This is a genomic window from Bacillus sp. AY18-3, assembly GCF_008042305.1.
Classification (GTDB): Bacteria; Bacillota; Bacilli; order Bacillales; family Bacillaceae_G; genus Bacillus_A; species Bacillus_A wiedmannii.
In genome coordinates this window covers 14,320-29,163 of the sequence record NZ_QKQR01000013.1, presented here as the reverse complement: position 1 = coordinate 29,163, position 14,844 = coordinate 14,320, and the positions used below count along the sequence as shown (strand labels likewise).

Here is a 14,844-nt window from a genome sequence, read left to right as displayed (position 1 = left end):
GGTCGGAAATGATAGTTGCATATGATTCTATGACAGGAAACGTGAAGCGTTTCATTCACAAATTAAATATGCCGGCCGTTCAAATTGGTGAAGATCTAGTAATAGATGAAGACTTTGTTTTAATTACGTATACAACAGGTTTTGGCAATGTACCAGAACGTGTTTTAGAATTTTTAGAGCGCAATAATGAAAAATTAAAAGGCGTATCTGCAAGCGGCAATCGTAACTGGGGAGACATGTTCGGTGCAAGTGCTGACAAAATTTCTGCTAAATATGAAGTGCCTATTGTATCAAAATTTGAGTTATCAGGAACAAATAATGATGTAGAATATTTTAAGGAAAGGGTGCGGGAGATTGCGACACATTGAACTGAATAATGAAATCACGCAAATGCAGGACGGTTTTTATCAGCTTCATAAAGATAAAGAGGCATTAGAAGTCTTTATGGAAGAAGCTAGAGAAAATACCGTTCATTTTAATAGCGTGGCAGAGCGAATGGAGTATATGAAAGAATATGATTACTATTACAACGTTCTGGACGAGTATAGCTTGGAGGAAGTAGAAGAGGTATATAACATCGCTTATGGTGAAAACTTCGAGTTCCAATCTTATATGGCAGCATCTAAGTTCTACAAAGATTATGCGTTAAAAACAAATGATCAAAAACAATACTTAGAAAGCTATGAAGATCGTGTAGCAATTGTTTCATTATACTTAGGACGCGGTGATGTTGCGAAGGCAAAACACTTCGCAAGCATGATTGTAAAACAAAACTACCAACCAGCGACACCAACCTTTTTAAATGCGGGACGAAGCAGAAGAGGAGAAATGGTGTCTTGTTTCTTGTTAGAGATGGATGATAGCTTAAATTCAATCGGCTTTAACATTAATACTGCAATGCAATTATCAAAAATCGGCGGTGGAGTAGCTTTAAACTTGTCTAAGCTACGTGCACGCGGTGAGCAAATTAAAGGTATCGATAACGCTGCAAGTGGTGTAGTACCTGTTATGAAATTACTTGAAGATTCGTTTTCATATGCAAATCAACTTGGGCAACGAAAAGGTGCCGGCGCAGTATACTTAAACATTTTCCATTGGGATATTATTGAATTCCTTGATACAAAAAAAATAAATGCCGATGAGAAGAGCCGTATTCAGTCTCTATCAATCGGAATTATCGTTCCAAGTAAGTTCTTTGAGCTTGCTGAGAAAAACGAACCTTTCCATGTTTTCGCGCCTTATACGGTGTATAAAGAATACGGAAAGCATTTAGATGATATAGACATTGATGAAATGTACGATGAATTAATGAGCAATCCGAAAGTGAAGAAGAAGCCGCTAGATATTAGTGCACGTGATATGCTTATTAAAATTGCTATGATTCAGCTTGAGTCTGGTTACCCATACTTAATGTTTAAATCAAATGCAAATAACCAACATCCACTGAAGGATATTGGAACTGTGAAGATGTCGAACTTGTGTTAAATATGTAGCACCTTCTAGTAGAAATGCTAGTCGAAAACTCCGTTAAACGGGGAAAGCCTCAAATTTGAGGTAACCTACCGTGCTAAATCTTATCTTAGAATGAAAATATAAAAGTTCAGAATGTATCTTATTATTTTGTATAGCAGAGTTATGGGACAACATAAAGTAATAAGAGACTTTCTGAAGTATGTAAGATAAGTAAAAGCCTAACGACTATCCCTTATGGGAGTAGAGCGCAAGCGATTGGCGTTCGAAAAGCGGAGCACCTAATCAGGTAATGCTGTAGGTGATGATATAGTCTGTCCTGTATGGTGACATACAGCAGTTGCATGAGCAACGGACTGAGGAGTAGCGGACTCGGTTGAACATTCGAGACAGAAATCTTCCAGCTTCAAGAAACTTCAGAAATAAATGATTACGGTACAGATGATATTATCCGTCGTGATATTAACTGTAATTTAGGATCGTTAAATATCGTAAATGTAATGGAAAATAAAGAAATTCGTGAAGCTGTTCATGCGGGAATGGAAGCTTTAACAGCTGTGTCTGATATGACGATCATTCCGAATGCACCAACTGTGAAAAAAGCAAATGATGAGCTTCATTCAGTTGGACTTGGCGCAATGAACTTACACGGATATTTATCAAAAAACAAAATCGCATATGAAAGTGCAGAAGCAAAAGAGTTCGCTCGTACATTCTTTATGATGTTAAATTACTACTCTATTGAGAAAAGTATGGAAATCGCTAAAGAAAAAGGCGAAACATTTAAAGACTTCGATAAGTCTGATTATGCGAATGGCACATACTTTGAAAAGTACGAAACGACAGATTACAGCCCAGTAACTGAAAAAGTTCAGCAACTATTTGAAGGAATTCATATTCCAACAAAAGAAGATTGGACAAGTTTAAAAGAGCAAGTGAAGAAGAATGGATTATATAATTCATACCGTCTTGCCATCGCTCCAACACAATCTATCAGTTACGTTCAAAATGCAACTTCAAGCGTAATGCCGATCGTAAGTCAAATCGAATCAAGAACATATGCGAATGCGACGACATATTATCCAATGCCGTATTTATCAAAAGATACGTTCTGGTACTATAAATCTTCTTACGATATGAATCAGTTTAAATTAATTGATTTAATCGCAGAAATCCAAGAACATATTGACCAAGGAATTAGTACAATTCTTTACGTTAATAGTGATATTTCAACACGTGAATTAGCACGTTACTACATCTATGCACATAAAAAAGGCTTAAAGAGTCTTTATTATACGAGAACACGTAAGTTAAGCGTGGAAGAGTGCGTAGCTTGTACCGTTTAATATAAAAAGTGAGACATCATGAGCAGGGTTTTCTGAACCCTGCTCATGCTTAGTTATCAATTTTTCATGTTTATTTAGAGAAGGGGCGATTGAATGCGTGCGGTAAACTGGAACAAAAAAGAAGATGATTTTAGTTTAATGTTTTGGAAGCAAAACATCGCTCAGTTTTGGACAGAAGAAGAAATCGCAGTATCTTCTGACAAAAATACTTGGGCACAATTATCAAAAGAAGAGCAGGTTGCTTATAAGCGTGTATTAGGTGGTTTAACACTTTTAGATACGAAACAAGGTGGCGAAGGGATGCCACTTGTACTTGTTCATCTTGAAAATTTACAAGCGAAAAGTGTATTAGCTTTCATGGGAGCTATGGAAGAAGTACATGCGAAGAGTTACAGTCATATTTTCACAACGTTAGCTACTGAAGAAGAAATTGATGATATTTTTGAATGGGTAGACAATCATCCATTACTTGAGAAAAAAGCTGGTATTGTTACTAGTTACTATCGTCGTTTATTAAAGCCTGAAGTAACGAAAAAAGAGTTATACATGGCGATGGTAGCAAGTGTATTCTTAGAAAGTTACTTATTCTATAGTGGATTCTTCTACCCACTTTACTTAGCAGGTCAAGGTAAATTGACAGCAAGTGGTGAGATTATTAACCTAATAATTCGTGATGAGTCAATTCACGGCGTATTCGTCGGTATTTTAGCACAACAACTCTTCGCAGAACTTTCTGCAGAAGATCAACAAGAAGTGCAAAAAGAAACACAAGAGTTATTAATGGAACTATATGAAATTGAAATGGCATACACAGAAGAAATTTACACTTCTATCGGTCTTGTAGAGGATGTAAATCGTTTCGTTCGTTACAATGCGAATAAAGGACTTATGAACTTAGGACTTGAGCCGAAGTTTGAAGAAGAAGAAATTAACCCAATCGTTTTAAATGGTTTACGTACAGATACGAAAAACCATGATTTCTTCTCTGTAAAAGGGAATGGTTACGTAAAAGCAACGAACGTTGAAAAGTTAGCTGATGATGACTTCGTGTTTGATTTTTAATATATACTCATAAAGAAAAGCTGTCTTATTCATTGATTGAACAGCTTTTAAGACAGCTTTTCTTTATGGGTTTGTTTACATAACACTATTATTTTTGTATAACGAGTTTTGTTTAAAAAGTTCTATCCAGCAAATGGATAGAACTTTTTTGTAATTAAATGGGTATTTACAAACTATTTGTATCAGTGTATTATTTAACTAGTACACTGATACAAAAGGAGGGAAGAAATGAAAATAGAGTTTTCTCCAAATACACCAATTTACATTCAGGTAATGGAATACATAAAAAAAGAAATCGTAACAGGACATTTATTGCCGGGTGATAAAATTCCCTCTGTACGTGAATTAGCGAGTGAATTACAAGTAAATCCAAATACGATTCAGCGTACATTTCAAGAGCTAGAACGGGATGGGGTTGTTGTCACACGTAGAGGAATGGGACGATATGTAACGAATGAAGGGGAGAAAATTATGGAGCTGCGAAAAGAGATGGCGAAAGAATTACTTCATTCTTTTATAGATGGAATGGACAATTTAGGTTTTTCAGAAGAAGAAATTCTTACAATCCTTCGCTCTTCATTACACGAGAAGAGGGAGGAGAGCGAATGACAGAGTTATTAAAAATAGAAAACTTATGGAAGAGATACGGATTGAAAGCAGTGATCCGTGAACTAAACATAGAGATTACGGAAGGGAAAATTATAGGACTCGTTGGAGATAACGGGAGCGGGAAAACGACGTTATTGAAAATGATTGCCGGTCTGCAGCATCCTTCCGAAGGCAGTATTACAATCGCTGGTAAAAAGGTAGGATTAGAAACGAAAGAAATTGTTTCTTTTATGTCGGATAAACCAGTATTTGATGATTGGATGACGGTAAAAGATTCTTTATTCTTCTATCGAGATTTTTATAAAGACTTCGACATTCAAAAAGCGGTAGATACAATTGCGGAATTTAAAATACCGTTAGAAGAAAAAATTACAGCTTTATCAAAAGGTATGGTTGAAAAGCTACAAATTATTTTAACATTTTCGAGGAAAGCGAGGTTATACGTACTAGATGAACCATTGGGCGGGATTGATCTCGTTTCTAGGGAGCATGTACTGGAACTTATTTTACAGTTTTATCGCGAAGACTGTACTATTTTAATTGCAACACATTTAATTGGAGAAGTGGAAAATATTTTTGACGAAGTAATCTTTTTAAAAGATGGTGAGAGTGTATTGCATGAAAATGTAGAGGAATTACGTTTCCAAAGAGGAAAAGCTGTTACGGATTTGTTTAAGGAGGTGTTTAGTAGATGAAGGCCAGTTTAATATATATGTACAATGCGAATAAAAAACAAATTTTCATTTCGTTATTGTCATTCATATTTATTGCAGCTGTCGCTTTTGTAAGTATGGGGAATTATATTAAACAAGAATCAGGAGAAGTAAGGCAAATGATTATAGTTGCCTTAGTATTCTTAGTTTATATAATTTTTGCGGTATTAGTATTTCTGCAGGCGATGTCTGCGTTTGGGAAAATGACCGAAAGTACATTATTTCGATTAACACCGATATCTGGTAAAAAAATTGTTTTAGCAATATTGTCATATGCGGCAATTAGCTTAATGTGTTTTGAAGTAATAGGTACTATGTTTTTCTATAGCATTTCGATGAAAGTAATAAAAGGTACAGAACTCTATGGATTGTTATTTACCGAAAGTACACTTACGTTAGATATAGTAAAACAATTATTTAGCAGTGTGTTATATGTATTTAATTTATCAAGTGTATTGTTAGTTTTACTTTTTACAGTAGCTGGCGTTAAAGTATTTTCTTTGAAAAAGAAAAAAATGGAGTATGTAATTATTTTCTTCTTATTTTTACTAGTAACGAAAGTAATCAATATGATATATGAAATGCTAGGTGGACTTGCACCTACACCTGCTTTTATAACAAAGTTAGTGTATATAGATGAATCATCAGAAGCAAATGTGTTTCTTTATCCAGAAAAGCTTATGAATTTATATAGTATTGCTTTTTCAATCGGTATATTTGTTTTATTTGTTTATATAACAGGTCGCATAATCGATAAGAAACTAGAAGCCTAAAGGAGGAATCAACATTGGGAAATGTAGTAGTAAAGTTAGAGAATGTTCGAAAAAAGATTGGTGGAACGGAAATTATCCACGGTTTATCATTTGAAGTTCGTGAAGGGGAAGTGTACGGGTTTCTTGGACCGAACGGTAGTGGTAAAACGACGACGATTCGTATGATGACAGGTCTTATATCAATGACAGAGGGTGATATTACAATTTGTGGTCATAGTATTCGCACGGAGCGTGAAAAGGCGCTAGAGCAAATTGGGGCGATCGTAGAAAATCCTGAACTATATGATTATATGACTGGAATGCAAAACTTAAAGCATTTTGCGAACATGGCAATTACAACAATTAGTAAAGAGCGCATTGCTGAGATTGTAAAGCTTGTTGAATTAGAGCAAGCGATTCATAAAAAGGTGAAAACATATTCACTTGGTATGAAACAACGTTTAGGAATTGCACAGGCATTACTTCATCAGCCGAAAATCTTAATTTTAGATGAGCCGACAAATGGATTAGATCCAGCTGGTATTCGCCAAATTCGTGATTATTTACAACGTTTAGCGAAAGAAGAGAATATTGCTGTAATCGTATCAAGTCACTTATTAAGTGAAATTGAACTCATGTGTGATCGCGTCGTTATTATTAAGCAAGGTGAGTTTGTGCAAGAGTACAACTTACACGAACAAGCGAAACATGATGAGACAGTAGTTGTAGCGTTTGAAGTAGATCAAGTACAGAAAGCAAATGAAATCATTAAAGGTAAGACGCAAGGAAATGTAATTGCAGTATCTGTAATGAAAGAAGAAATCCCACAACTTGTAAAAAAACTTGTGAATGACGATGTGCTTGTATACGGAGTTACTGTTCAAAATAAAACGTTAGAGGATGAGTTCTTAGCGATTACAGGGGGAGTGAAAGCGTAATGTTTAAATTAATTCAAAATGAATTTTTAAAGTTACATGCGAAAAAAGGTATGTATATTTTAATTGGTGTCATTGCAGTATTGGAGATTTTGGGAGTTTTAGCGATGCTGAAATGGGGAGACGGAAGTGAATTTAAAGGATCATATTTAGATTTTGCAAGTTCAGAGATTGGTTTAATTACTTTGTTTGCAACAATTTTTGGGATTACGATTGCTTCTCGTATGATTACTGATGAGTTCCAAAAAGGTACAATTAAGCAGTTATTAATCCGTCCAAGAAAGCGAATTACAGTTTTATTCTCTAAATATATTACAGTGTTACTTACTATAGTATTTATCATATTTGCTAGCACGTTAATTGCAATGATTATTGGCGGAATTGTAATGGATGGTAGTAAAACAGAATTAACGGTAGGAATCGTAATGAAATCTACTTTATATCAAGTACTTTCGCCGTTCTTCTTTGCGACGCTTGCATTTTTCTTAGCAAACGTATTTAGAAAATCTGTATTACCATTAATTATTACGATGTTTCTCTTCTTCTTACAAGGAGCAATTAATATGGTATTAATGATGTTTGCAAAAGGTGTAGCGAAATTTGTAGTGTTTTTCCATTTAAATTTAAGTGTGTACGATAGCAATAAACTAGTAAGTGGCGGAACGGAACCAACATTTACAGAGTTTACATTTACAACTTCCTTATTACTTGTAGCTGTATACTTTGTTGTATTACTTGTAGCATCAAGTGCATTATTCCAAAAACGTGACGTATTATAATAAAAGAAATCCCCGCTTGTAAAAACGGGGATTTTTATTACATAACTTTCTCGTATATTTCAACTGTAAGAAAAGAATGATTACTATATATATTGTTCGAAAGTATTTGAGAAAAATAGGGAGAATTTCAACTATATTCATATGATAATTTAATTATCACACCATTTATTTTACTATCTTTGGGGGTGTTCTATTATGCACTATGCATTTTCACGTATAAGGCTACGCAGTTTTTTTGGATGGATGATTATAGGATTGTTCCTTACGATGATCCCATTAAGTCTAGCAAATGTTTCTGAGAATACGATGGAGGTTATTTCACAAATAACTGTATTTTTTGTATTTCCGTTATTTTGGTTATACGTAAAAACAAATAAAAATAATGTTGTGTTTAACAGTTTTTTTGATAAGCCAGGACGTTTACCGTGGGGATTAATTGTATTAGCAACGATAATGGGAATGATTTTTTCAGTTGGTATATCTCATATTCAATTTTACATATTAGCACATACGTTACCGAATTTCTTAGTTACCATGTTAGAAGACGTAAATGTTATTAATACGAGTAACATATATATGACGATATTTACTTTCATTTCAGCATGTGTATTAGCACCTATTATGGAAGAGGTTATTTTTAGAGGCTTCTTTTTACAGCGCATGGCTTATAAATGGGGCATTAAAAAAGCTGTAATCGTATCTTCACTTATTTTTGGTTTAGGACATTTTGATGTTATTGGTGCATTTATGTTTGGTGTTGTAATGTGTCTTTTATACATAAAGACGAAAAATATATGGACGAATATCGCTGTACACGCTCTAAATAATTTGATTGCAACAAGTATGCAATTTGTCGGTGGAGAAGAGAGTAGCGCAATCTCAATTACTGAATTACAAGCGCAAAGTAATTTATGGATCGGTATCGGTCTGACAGTTGTTGGATTACTTTGGTTAATTCCTTACGTTTGGAAACAATGGCGTACAGTAAAAGAAGTGGGTGTGCCACCAGTGCGCTTTATAAATGAGGAAAAAGTGGTGAGTGCATCACAAGAAAATGAAGTATATAGTCAAGTGATCGTAACAGATAGACTAATGGCTGTAGAGCTACCAGATGAGGCTGTAAATAAGCTTCGATTAGAAGAAAATGATTATGTAACAGTATCTGTAAAAGAAGATAAAATCGTTATAAAGAAAGCGCGTGATAGATAATTAAAAAGTAGCTCTTAGGAGCTACTTTTTAATTTGTAATAATTTCTACACGAAAATTATTACCGTTCTTTACATATTTAATATCTGTAACAGTGCGGACTGTTTTTAAAATCTCCACTTTTTCACCAATTCGAGGGATAGTCGGAACATTATCCCAAATGCCAAGTAAATCATCTAATTGTGCCGTTTTTTCATAAAACCAGATTTTCAATGTAAAGCCCCTTTCTCGAACTTTATGTATTTTAATACATAATATATTATTTTTATTCTTATTGTAAGGGGTTTTTTAGTATTTTATGAATAAAAATAAATTAAGCTTCTGGGAAGATATGTTCAATATCAGGAGTAAGAGATACTTCTGATAATACGATATGAGAAACTGTCGTTGCATATGAAGAAACATCATTGATAAAATCTTCAAGTTCAACGAGTGAAGGAACAGAAATTTTTACAATGTAGCATAAGCTTCCTGTTACTCGGTAACAAAAACTTGCAGATGGATAAGACTGAATAAACTGTTGCATACGTGTTGTATCACCATTTTTTAAAGTGATTTCTAAAATACAATCTAAAACAAGTCCTGCTTTTTTATAATCAATATCGATTGTATACTTTTGAATCACGCCTTCACTTTCAAGTTTGCGAACACGTTCTGCAGTAGACGGAGCAGATAAATTTACTCGTTTCGCCAATTCACGCATGGAAAGGCGACTATCATTATATAATTCATTTAAAATCTTTCGATCGACACGGTCTAGTTGCATTTGTAAATATACCTCCAGTAAAATAATAATTTTTGTAAAGGAAAAATATAAATTAAGATTCATATGAAATGTAAAGTGAACTTTATTTATTTTACAATAAAACGGAAGGAAATAGGAGGGGAAATGTTGGAGAGAATTTCATTATCAAATGTAGGAGTTACAAAGTTTCAAAAGTTATTAGGGCATAATCCAGATCTATTACATTCATGGAGTATGGTAGAGAATACACTGTATAATAAAGGAACTCTGTCGGCAGAGCTAAAGGAGCAAGTAAGAAGAACATTAGCGTACGGGAATGAATGTCCGTACTGTATGGCAAAGGGAAGACCTGATGATATGCAAAAGGTAGAAGAAATGAGTGTCGCAGTTACTTTTGCACATACATTTGTTCATGATAAAAAGGCAATAGATGATAATATGTTTCATGCATTGAAACAATATTGGACGGAAAAAGAAATTGTAGAGCTTTGCGCTTATATTTGTTTTATTACTGCGTCACAACAACTTGGTTTTCTGTTTCAATTACAGCCGAATGAAGGAGAAAATGATGACTAATCAAATAGCACTTATTATAATTGATGTACAAAAGGCGTTTCAGTTACCATACTGGGGCGAGAGAAATAATCTTTTTGCTGAAGAAAACATGAGAATGTTATTAGCAGAATGGAGAAAAAGGAAACGACCAGTTTTTCATATTCAACATGTAAATAAAGAAAATGCTCAATCGATGTTTTATGAAGGAGCGGAAACGGTGAACTTTAAAGAAGAGCTGAAGCCATTACCAGGTGAAGTGATTATTCAGAAATCTGTTAACAGCGCGTTCATTGGGACAAATTTAGAAGAGCAATTAAGAGAGAACAAATGTAATGCAGTAGTGGTTGTAGGATTAACGACAAATCATTGTGTGGAGACTACGACACGAATGGCAGGAAATTTAGGATTTACAACGTATTTAGTGAGTGATGCAACGGCTACTTTTAACCGTAAAGGTCTAGAGGGTAAAGAGTATAATGCAGAGGATATTCACAATATGACACTTGTAAATTTACATGAAGAGTTTGCTACGATTGTAACGACAAAAGAAGTGTTAAAATTATTTTAAGAAAATAATTGCGAATTATGTAGAAAAAAATAAGAATATTTCGTATAATCTAAGTACAATCATTTTGAAATAGGGGTGGCATCATATGGAGCAAATTCCGGTAAAGAGAATAGAAGAAGTACTTGTTGTAGCAGGGGACGATAAACAGAAGCAAAAGGAATTTTATGAATTGCTCTTATCTACTGAGTTTTATGTTGCTGGTTCACTAGAAGCAGAGGACGGGGCAACAGAAGGAATACTTCGTTTGCGTCATTTCCAAGGAGAGGGTAGATGGATCGTTCCGTTCTTTACACAAATGGAATTTGTAAAAGACGTGTTGCCAGAAGGAACGCCCCTTATTACGATACGTGGAAAAGAATTATTTGGTAGCATTGAGAAAGATGCTACAGCAGTATTAAATGTTGGCACTGATATAAGTAAAACATTTATTCCAGAAGAAGTTGCAGATATCGCATCTGGACGAATTTTTAATTATTATAAATAAAAGGAAAAGCGGAATCGCTTTTCCTTTTTAATTTGAATACGGATTGGCTACGCCAGAAGAAATAGAGATTGTTTTATTATTTGTATTTATTGTCGCTGTAGCTCCAAGAGGAATCCCGATGTTTGGGCTTATATGTCCAATCGGTAAACCGAATAGGACAGGTATATGATATGGTGCGAAAAATTCATATAGTATTGTTTGCAATGATTGAGATGGTTTAGAAGGAGTGCAGTCGTGACAACTTGTAAAAATAACACCGCTACATTCATTAAACTTTCCAGATATAAGTAGCTGATTTAACATACGGTCAATGCGATACGGTTCTTCCCCAATGTCTTCAAGCAACAAAAGTTTATTAGCCGTAATTATCTCATAGGGTGAGCCAATTATACTCGTTAATACAGTTAAATTTCCTCCCGCCAATGTGCCTGTAACTGTACATGGAGAGGTAGGTACGATACATTCTGAAGCAGATAAGATGGTTGAATACGGATGGAATAGTTGATTGAAAGAAGATAAAGAAAGAGAATCTACACCTTTACCTAATTCTTCAACCATTGGACCATGAAAAGTAACAAGCTTTGCATAACGTGAAAAGGCCGTATGTAAAGCTGTAATATCGCTATATCCCCAAAAGATTTTTGGATTCTGCTGAATGATTTCATATTGAATGTGAGGGAGGAGACGAGCACTTCCGTAACCACCTCGTGCACAGAAAATGGCCTTTACTTCATTATTTGTAAATGCTTCATGTATATCATCGAGCCGAACTTGATCACTTCCAGCTAAATATCCATATTTCTCATAAACACTCTTCCCAATTACTACAGATAAACCCATTTCTTGTAATAGGGTTACCCCTTTTAATACATTTTCAATTGTTGGTGGGCCGGACGGTGCAATAATCATTACTGTATCACCTTGTTGTAACGCATTTGGATATATCATTGTTTTCAGCCTCCTTCACTTTCAATATATTCGCTTCATAGGAAGTTCAACCCTTGTAAAAGAAGGGGAAAGTTTGTCAAATAAAGAAGATATAAGGGGAATAGGAGGAGAAATGATGTTTACAAGTCGAGTTATAGATACATTACAAATTAAGTATCCCATCATTCAAGCAGGTATGGCAGGTGCAATTACGACGCCTGAGCTTGTTGCAGCTGTAAGTAATAGCGGAGGACTAGGAACGCTTGGAGCAGGCTATATGAGCCCTGAGCAAATTCGTGAAGCAATTTATAAAATAAGGGAACGAACTGATAAGCCTTTCGGTGTTAATTTACTGTTAACGAAAGAGATACAGATAGAAGAAGAGAAAGTAAACTTGGCAAAGGTATTACTTAGCGGAGTGAATAGAGAATTCGGTATAGAGGAAGAAGAGACGATAAAGCTTCCTAAAAGCTATAAAGAACAATTACAAGTGTTAGTAGAAGAAAACGTACCAGTCGTTAGCTTTGCATTTCAAACGTTAGAAAAAGAAGAAATAGATGACTTAAAAAGAAGAGGAATAAAAGTCATAGGAACAGCTACTCATGTGAGAGAGGCGAGGGTGCTTGCTGAATTAGGAGTAGACATTATTGTTGGTCAAGGTAGTGAGGCAGGAGGGCATAGAGGAACGTTTATTGGGAAAGAACAGGACGCTATGATTGGGACGTTTGCATTAATTCCGCAGTTAGTAGCAGCGGTCCCGCATATCCCAATTGTTGCAGCAGGTGGTGTAATGAACGGACAAGGGCTTGTTGCGGCATTTTCACTGGGGGCAGAAGCTGTTCAAATGGGATCGGCCTTTTTAACGAGTGAAGAAAGTATTACGCATGATGTGTATAAAGAAGCAGTTTTACATAGTACAGATACGAGTACAACTGTGACCCGTGCGTTTTCCGGGAAATATGCGCGGGGTATTCGTAATGAATTTATAGAGAGACATGAAGGGAAAGAAGAAGGGCTTCCGATGTATCCAGTGCAAAATGTATTAACCTCTAAAATACGCCAAGAAGCAGCAAAACAAAATAAAGGAGAATACATGTCGCTTTGGGCAGGGCAAGCGTCATCATTAGCACGAATAGAATCAGCTCAGCATGTAGTGGAGCGAGTTATGAAAGAAGCAGAGAACGCAATCGAACAATTACAAAATATATATAGAAAAAGACCACTTGAATAATTCAAGTGGTCTTTTCGTTAGTTTGCTTTATAAAATTGTTGGATGGCCTCATCGATATAAACCCAGCCTTTCCAACCTAAGTGCATATGATCTTTTAAGAAGTATTTATCATACTCATGATTTGAGAAGTCGGCAATTGGATAGCCAGCTTTCTCAATTTGCTCATGAACTTTCTTGTAGTACAATTCGCGACGTTCTTTCGGGAAGCCAGCGTAATCGTACCAAGGACCTTTTACAGGAACAGAAATGAAGAGTGGTTTTGCACCAGATTGTTTTAATAAATCAAGTACAATTTGTAAATCTTCATATTCTGGCGATTGATCATAAGCATCATTTTTTAAGTAGCCTTCACGTTGCTTCAATTTCTTCTTAATTTTGCTATTGAAGTAATCATCTTCGATACCATATTCGTTAGATCCTGATTCTACTGCACCAGTTTGATCTGCATGTTTACGAGCCTCGTCCCAATTCATTTGTTTTAATGAAGGGTCAAGTTTTTCTTTATGCGGTTTAATATCAAACATTGCTGTAAATAAATCTTTACGATCTAAAATGTTACGATAAATATAAGCGAAAGGTTTAGCAGCAAGTGCTTTTACTTTATGCTTTGTATCATCATAAACGATACCTTCAAGCGAAATTTTTAGTAAAGTTTCTTTCTTGACGATTTCAAAGTTTAATAAACGTTTTGCAATTTGCTTTTTCATTTCAGGCTTTAAATCATCATTGAAAAGCAAGTGATAGCCTTGTTGTTTTGAAAAGTTAGGTGCAAAGTGTGTTTCATCAATACCTTGTGGTACAAACCATTGAGGAGAAAGAACGAATACCATTTTCTTATCCTTCAATTGATCCATAGTAGATGCAAAGTTTAACACATGTACAAGGTCTTGTGTTCCCCCGCGTCCAAGTAGGAATGGTGTGAACCCTTCAGGCTTTACTTTGAAATAATTTGATGGATGGAAAGCATCCATACGTGCGAATTCTGATGAACCGTACATCGGAAGGTATTTCGGGTCTGCTAACATCTTTTGCTGTAATATCATACTTTGAATCTTTTCTTCTTTTAAAGAAGTGGCAGCTTGTTCTACTTTTTCATCACTTAAAAGTGGAAGTAGGAAGCGCGTTGGAATAAGTAAGAATACAGCAAAAAGGGCCAATGCTAAAAGCATCGGACCAAATTTTGCTTTGTTCATCGGATTTCTTCCAACTTCTTAATAACCATGTTTGGTGTAGCCCACTCGTCACGGTCAAAATCAGAAATAGAAACTTCAATATCTAAACGCTCTTGGAATTCAACTAATAAAGATACTACAGCGAAAGAATCAAGAATACCTTCTTCAAATAATTGAACATCTAAGTTTTCTTTCACAATATCGTTCTCACATACTTCTTCTAAAATATCTAATACTTGCTCTTTAAATTCTGCCATTTTTAAAATCTCCTTTATATCCGAAATATATT

Annotated in this window: 18 protein-coding genes and 1 pseudogene; 14 read left to right on the top strand and 5 right to left on the bottom strand. The window is 35.0% G+C overall.

Going from position 1 to position 14,844, the window contains the following annotated elements:
• The first annotated feature begins 8 nt into the window (after positions 1 to 8).
• The 10 genes and pseudogenes from nrdI to DM800_RS11640 all read left to right on the top strand — a co-directional run bounded on the left by nrdI (position 9) and on the right by DM800_RS11640 (position 8,875).
• The gene (gene nrdI / locus DM800_RS11685; protein WP_000634376.1) at positions 9 to 368 is read left to right on the top strand and encodes a class Ib ribonucleoside-diphosphate reductase assembly flavoprotein NrdI; all 360 of its coding nucleotides are present in this window, start codon (positions 9 to 11) and stop codon (positions 366 to 368) included.
• Positions 355 to 1,482 (top strand): annotated as a pseudogene (locus tag DM800_RS11680) (ribonucleotide reductase N-terminal alpha domain-containing protein); the annotation flags it as partial. The gene nrdI and the pseudogene DM800_RS11680, both read left to right, overlap by 14 nt.
• A gap of 383 nt (positions 1,483 to 1,865) precedes the next feature.
• Entirely contained in the window at positions 1,866 to 2,816 is a 951-nt protein-coding gene (locus DM800_RS11675; RefSeq protein WP_306295567.1) for a ribonucleotide reductase large subunit, read from the top strand.
• Positions 2,817 to 2,909: 93 nt separating this feature from the next.
• Positions 2,910 to 3,878, top strand: coding sequence for a class 1b ribonucleoside-diphosphate reductase subunit beta (gene nrdF, locus DM800_RS11670; protein WP_048544989.1), 969 nt, complete (start codon positions 2,910 to 2,912; stop codon positions 3,876 to 3,878).
• 228 nt (positions 3,879 to 4,106) lie between these two features.
• Complete coding sequence (locus DM800_RS11665; protein ID WP_000687513.1) at positions 4,107 to 4,487, top strand: GntR family transcriptional regulator; 381 nt, start codon at positions 4,107 to 4,109, stop codon at positions 4,485 to 4,487.
• Entirely contained in the window at positions 4,484 to 5,182 is a 699-nt protein-coding gene (locus tag DM800_RS11660) for an ABC transporter ATP-binding protein (RefSeq protein ID WP_048544987.1), read from the top strand. The genes DM800_RS11665 and DM800_RS11660 overlap by 4 nt, the downstream gene beginning before the upstream one ends.
• A complete protein-coding gene (locus DM800_RS11655) occupies positions 5,179 to 5,973 on the top strand; it encodes an ABC transporter permease (RefSeq protein ID WP_087984819.1) in 795 nt (264 codons plus the stop codon). Before DM800_RS11660 ends, DM800_RS11655 begins: the two co-directional genes overlap by 4 nt.
• 14 nt (positions 5,974 to 5,987) lie before the next feature.
• Positions 5,988 to 6,890, top strand: a complete 903-nt coding sequence (locus DM800_RS11650) for an ABC transporter ATP-binding protein (RefSeq protein WP_087984820.1) — start codon at positions 5,988 to 5,990, stop codon at positions 6,888 to 6,890.
• Positions 6,890 to 7,666 carry an ABC transporter permease gene (locus DM800_RS11645; RefSeq protein ID WP_088062593.1) on the top strand — a complete coding sequence of 259 codons (777 nt, stop codon included), beginning with the start codon at positions 6,890 to 6,892 and terminating at the stop codon, positions 7,664 to 7,666. Before DM800_RS11650 ends, DM800_RS11645 begins: the two co-directional genes overlap by 1 nt.
• A gap of 195 nt (positions 7,667 to 7,861) precedes the next feature.
• Positions 7,862 to 8,875, top strand: coding sequence for a CPBP family intramembrane glutamic endopeptidase (locus tag DM800_RS11640; RefSeq protein ID WP_087984822.1), 1,014 nt, complete (start codon positions 7,862 to 7,864; stop codon positions 8,873 to 8,875).
• Between the two features lie 28 nt (positions 8,876 to 8,903).
• Here DM800_RS11640 and DM800_RS11635 read toward each other — a convergent pair whose 3' ends face one another.
• Both DM800_RS11635 and DM800_RS11630 read right to left on the bottom strand, forming a co-directional pair.
• Positions 8,904 to 9,086, bottom strand: a complete 183-nt coding sequence (locus DM800_RS11635) for a DUF3913 family protein (protein WP_000707107.1) — start codon at positions 9,084 to 9,086, stop codon at positions 8,904 to 8,906.
• Between the two features lie 100 nt (positions 9,087 to 9,186).
• Complete coding sequence (locus DM800_RS11630) at positions 9,187 to 9,639, bottom strand: Lrp/AsnC family transcriptional regulator (RefSeq protein WP_001175491.1); 453 nt, start codon at positions 9,637 to 9,639, stop codon at positions 9,187 to 9,189.
• Positions 9,640 to 9,702: 63 nt separating this feature from the next.
• Here DM800_RS11630 and DM800_RS11625 point away from each other — a divergent pair, with 63 nt between their 5' ends.
• The 3 genes from DM800_RS11625 (at position 9,703) to DM800_RS11615 (ending at position 11,225) form a co-directional block, all read left to right on the top strand.
• Complete coding sequence (locus DM800_RS11625) at positions 9,703 to 10,194, top strand: carboxymuconolactone decarboxylase family protein (protein ID WP_097890376.1); 492 nt, start codon at positions 9,703 to 9,705, stop codon at positions 10,192 to 10,194.
• Entirely contained in the window at positions 10,187 to 10,741 is a 555-nt protein-coding gene (locus tag DM800_RS11620) for a cysteine hydrolase family protein (protein ID WP_137035312.1), read from the top strand. The genes DM800_RS11625 and DM800_RS11620 overlap by 8 nt, the downstream gene beginning before the upstream one ends.
• Before the next feature lie 85 nt (positions 10,742 to 10,826).
• Positions 10,827 to 11,225: an SseB family protein gene (locus DM800_RS11615; RefSeq protein WP_000435201.1), complete on the top strand. Its 399-nt coding sequence runs from the start codon at positions 10,827 to 10,829 to the stop codon at positions 11,223 to 11,225.
• Positions 11,226 to 11,252: 27 nt separating this feature from the next.
• Here the strand turns inward: DM800_RS11615 and DM800_RS11610 are convergent, their stop codons facing one another.
• Positions 11,253 to 12,173, bottom strand: a complete 921-nt coding sequence (locus DM800_RS11610) for a S66 peptidase family protein (RefSeq protein ID WP_087984824.1) — start codon at positions 12,171 to 12,173, stop codon at positions 11,253 to 11,255.
• A gap of 115 nt (positions 12,174 to 12,288) precedes the next feature.
• Here DM800_RS11610 and DM800_RS11605 point away from each other — a divergent pair, with 115 nt between their 5' ends.
• Positions 12,289 to 13,383 (top strand): NAD(P)H-dependent flavin oxidoreductase, encoded by a 1,095-nt coding sequence (locus DM800_RS11605; protein ID WP_087984825.1) that lies wholly within the window; start codon positions 12,289 to 12,291, stop codon positions 13,381 to 13,383.
• A gap of 17 nt (positions 13,384 to 13,400) precedes the next feature.
• Here DM800_RS11605 and dltD read toward each other — a convergent pair whose 3' ends face one another.
• Both dltD and dltC read right to left on the bottom strand, forming a co-directional pair.
• A complete protein-coding gene (dltD, locus tag DM800_RS11600) occupies positions 13,401 to 14,576 on the bottom strand; it encodes a D-alanyl-lipoteichoic acid biosynthesis protein DltD (RefSeq protein WP_001030275.1) in 1,176 nt (391 codons plus the stop codon).
• Positions 14,573 to 14,812, bottom strand: coding sequence for a D-alanine--poly(phosphoribitol) ligase subunit DltC (dltC, locus tag DM800_RS11595; RefSeq protein ID WP_000807310.1), 240 nt, complete (start codon positions 14,810 to 14,812; stop codon positions 14,573 to 14,575). The genes dltD and dltC overlap by 4 nt, the downstream gene beginning before the upstream one ends.
• Between the last annotated feature and the right edge of the window lie 32 nt (positions 14,813 to 14,844).

Excerpts from the sequence above, each read along its gene's own strand:
- nrdI (WP_000634376.1), top strand. The coding sequence starts at position 9 with ATGATAGTTGCATATGATTCTATGACAGGAAACGTGAAGCGTTTCATT.
- nrdF (WP_048544989.1), top strand. The coding sequence starts at position 2,910 with ATGCGTGCGGTAAACTGGAACAAAAAAGAAGATGATTTTAGTTTAATG.
- DM800_RS11665 (WP_000687513.1), top strand. The coding sequence starts at position 4,107 with ATGAAAATAGAGTTTTCTCCAAATACACCAATTTACATTCAGGTAATG.
- DM800_RS11660 (WP_048544987.1), top strand. The coding sequence starts at position 4,484 with ATGACAGAGTTATTAAAAATAGAAAACTTATGGAAGAGATACGGATTG.
- DM800_RS11655 (WP_087984819.1), top strand. The coding sequence starts at position 5,179 with ATGAAGGCCAGTTTAATATATATGTACAATGCGAATAAAAAACAAATT.
- DM800_RS11645 (WP_088062593.1), top strand. The coding sequence starts at position 6,890 with ATGTTTAAATTAATTCAAAATGAATTTTTAAAGTTACATGCGAAAAAA.
- DM800_RS11640 (WP_087984822.1), top strand. The coding sequence starts at position 7,862 with ATGCACTATGCATTTTCACGTATAAGGCTACGCAGTTTTTTTGGATGG.
- DM800_RS11630 (WP_001175491.1), bottom strand. The coding sequence starts at position 9,639 with ATGCAACTAGACCGTGTCGATCGAAAGATTTTAAATGAATTATATAAT.
- DM800_RS11625 (WP_097890376.1), top strand. The coding sequence starts at position 9,703 with ATGAAATGTAAAGTGAACTTTATTTATTTTACAATAAAACGGAAGGAA.
- DM800_RS11620 (WP_137035312.1), top strand. The coding sequence starts at position 10,187 with ATGACTAATCAAATAGCACTTATTATAATTGATGTACAAAAGGCGTTT.
- DM800_RS11615 (WP_000435201.1), top strand. The coding sequence starts at position 10,827 with ATGGAGCAAATTCCGGTAAAGAGAATAGAAGAAGTACTTGTTGTAGCA.
- DM800_RS11610 (WP_087984824.1), bottom strand. The coding sequence starts at position 12,173 with ATGATATATCCAAATGCGTTACAACAAGGTGATACAGTAATGATTATT.
- DM800_RS11605 (WP_087984825.1), top strand. The coding sequence starts at position 12,289 with ATGTTTACAAGTCGAGTTATAGATACATTACAAATTAAGTATCCCATC.
- dltD (WP_001030275.1), bottom strand. The coding sequence starts at position 14,576 with ATGAACAAAGCAAAATTTGGTCCGATGCTTTTAGCATTGGCCCTTTTT.
- dltC (WP_000807310.1), bottom strand. The coding sequence starts at position 14,812 with ATGGCAGAATTTAAAGAGCAAGTATTAGATATTTTAGAAGAAGTATGT.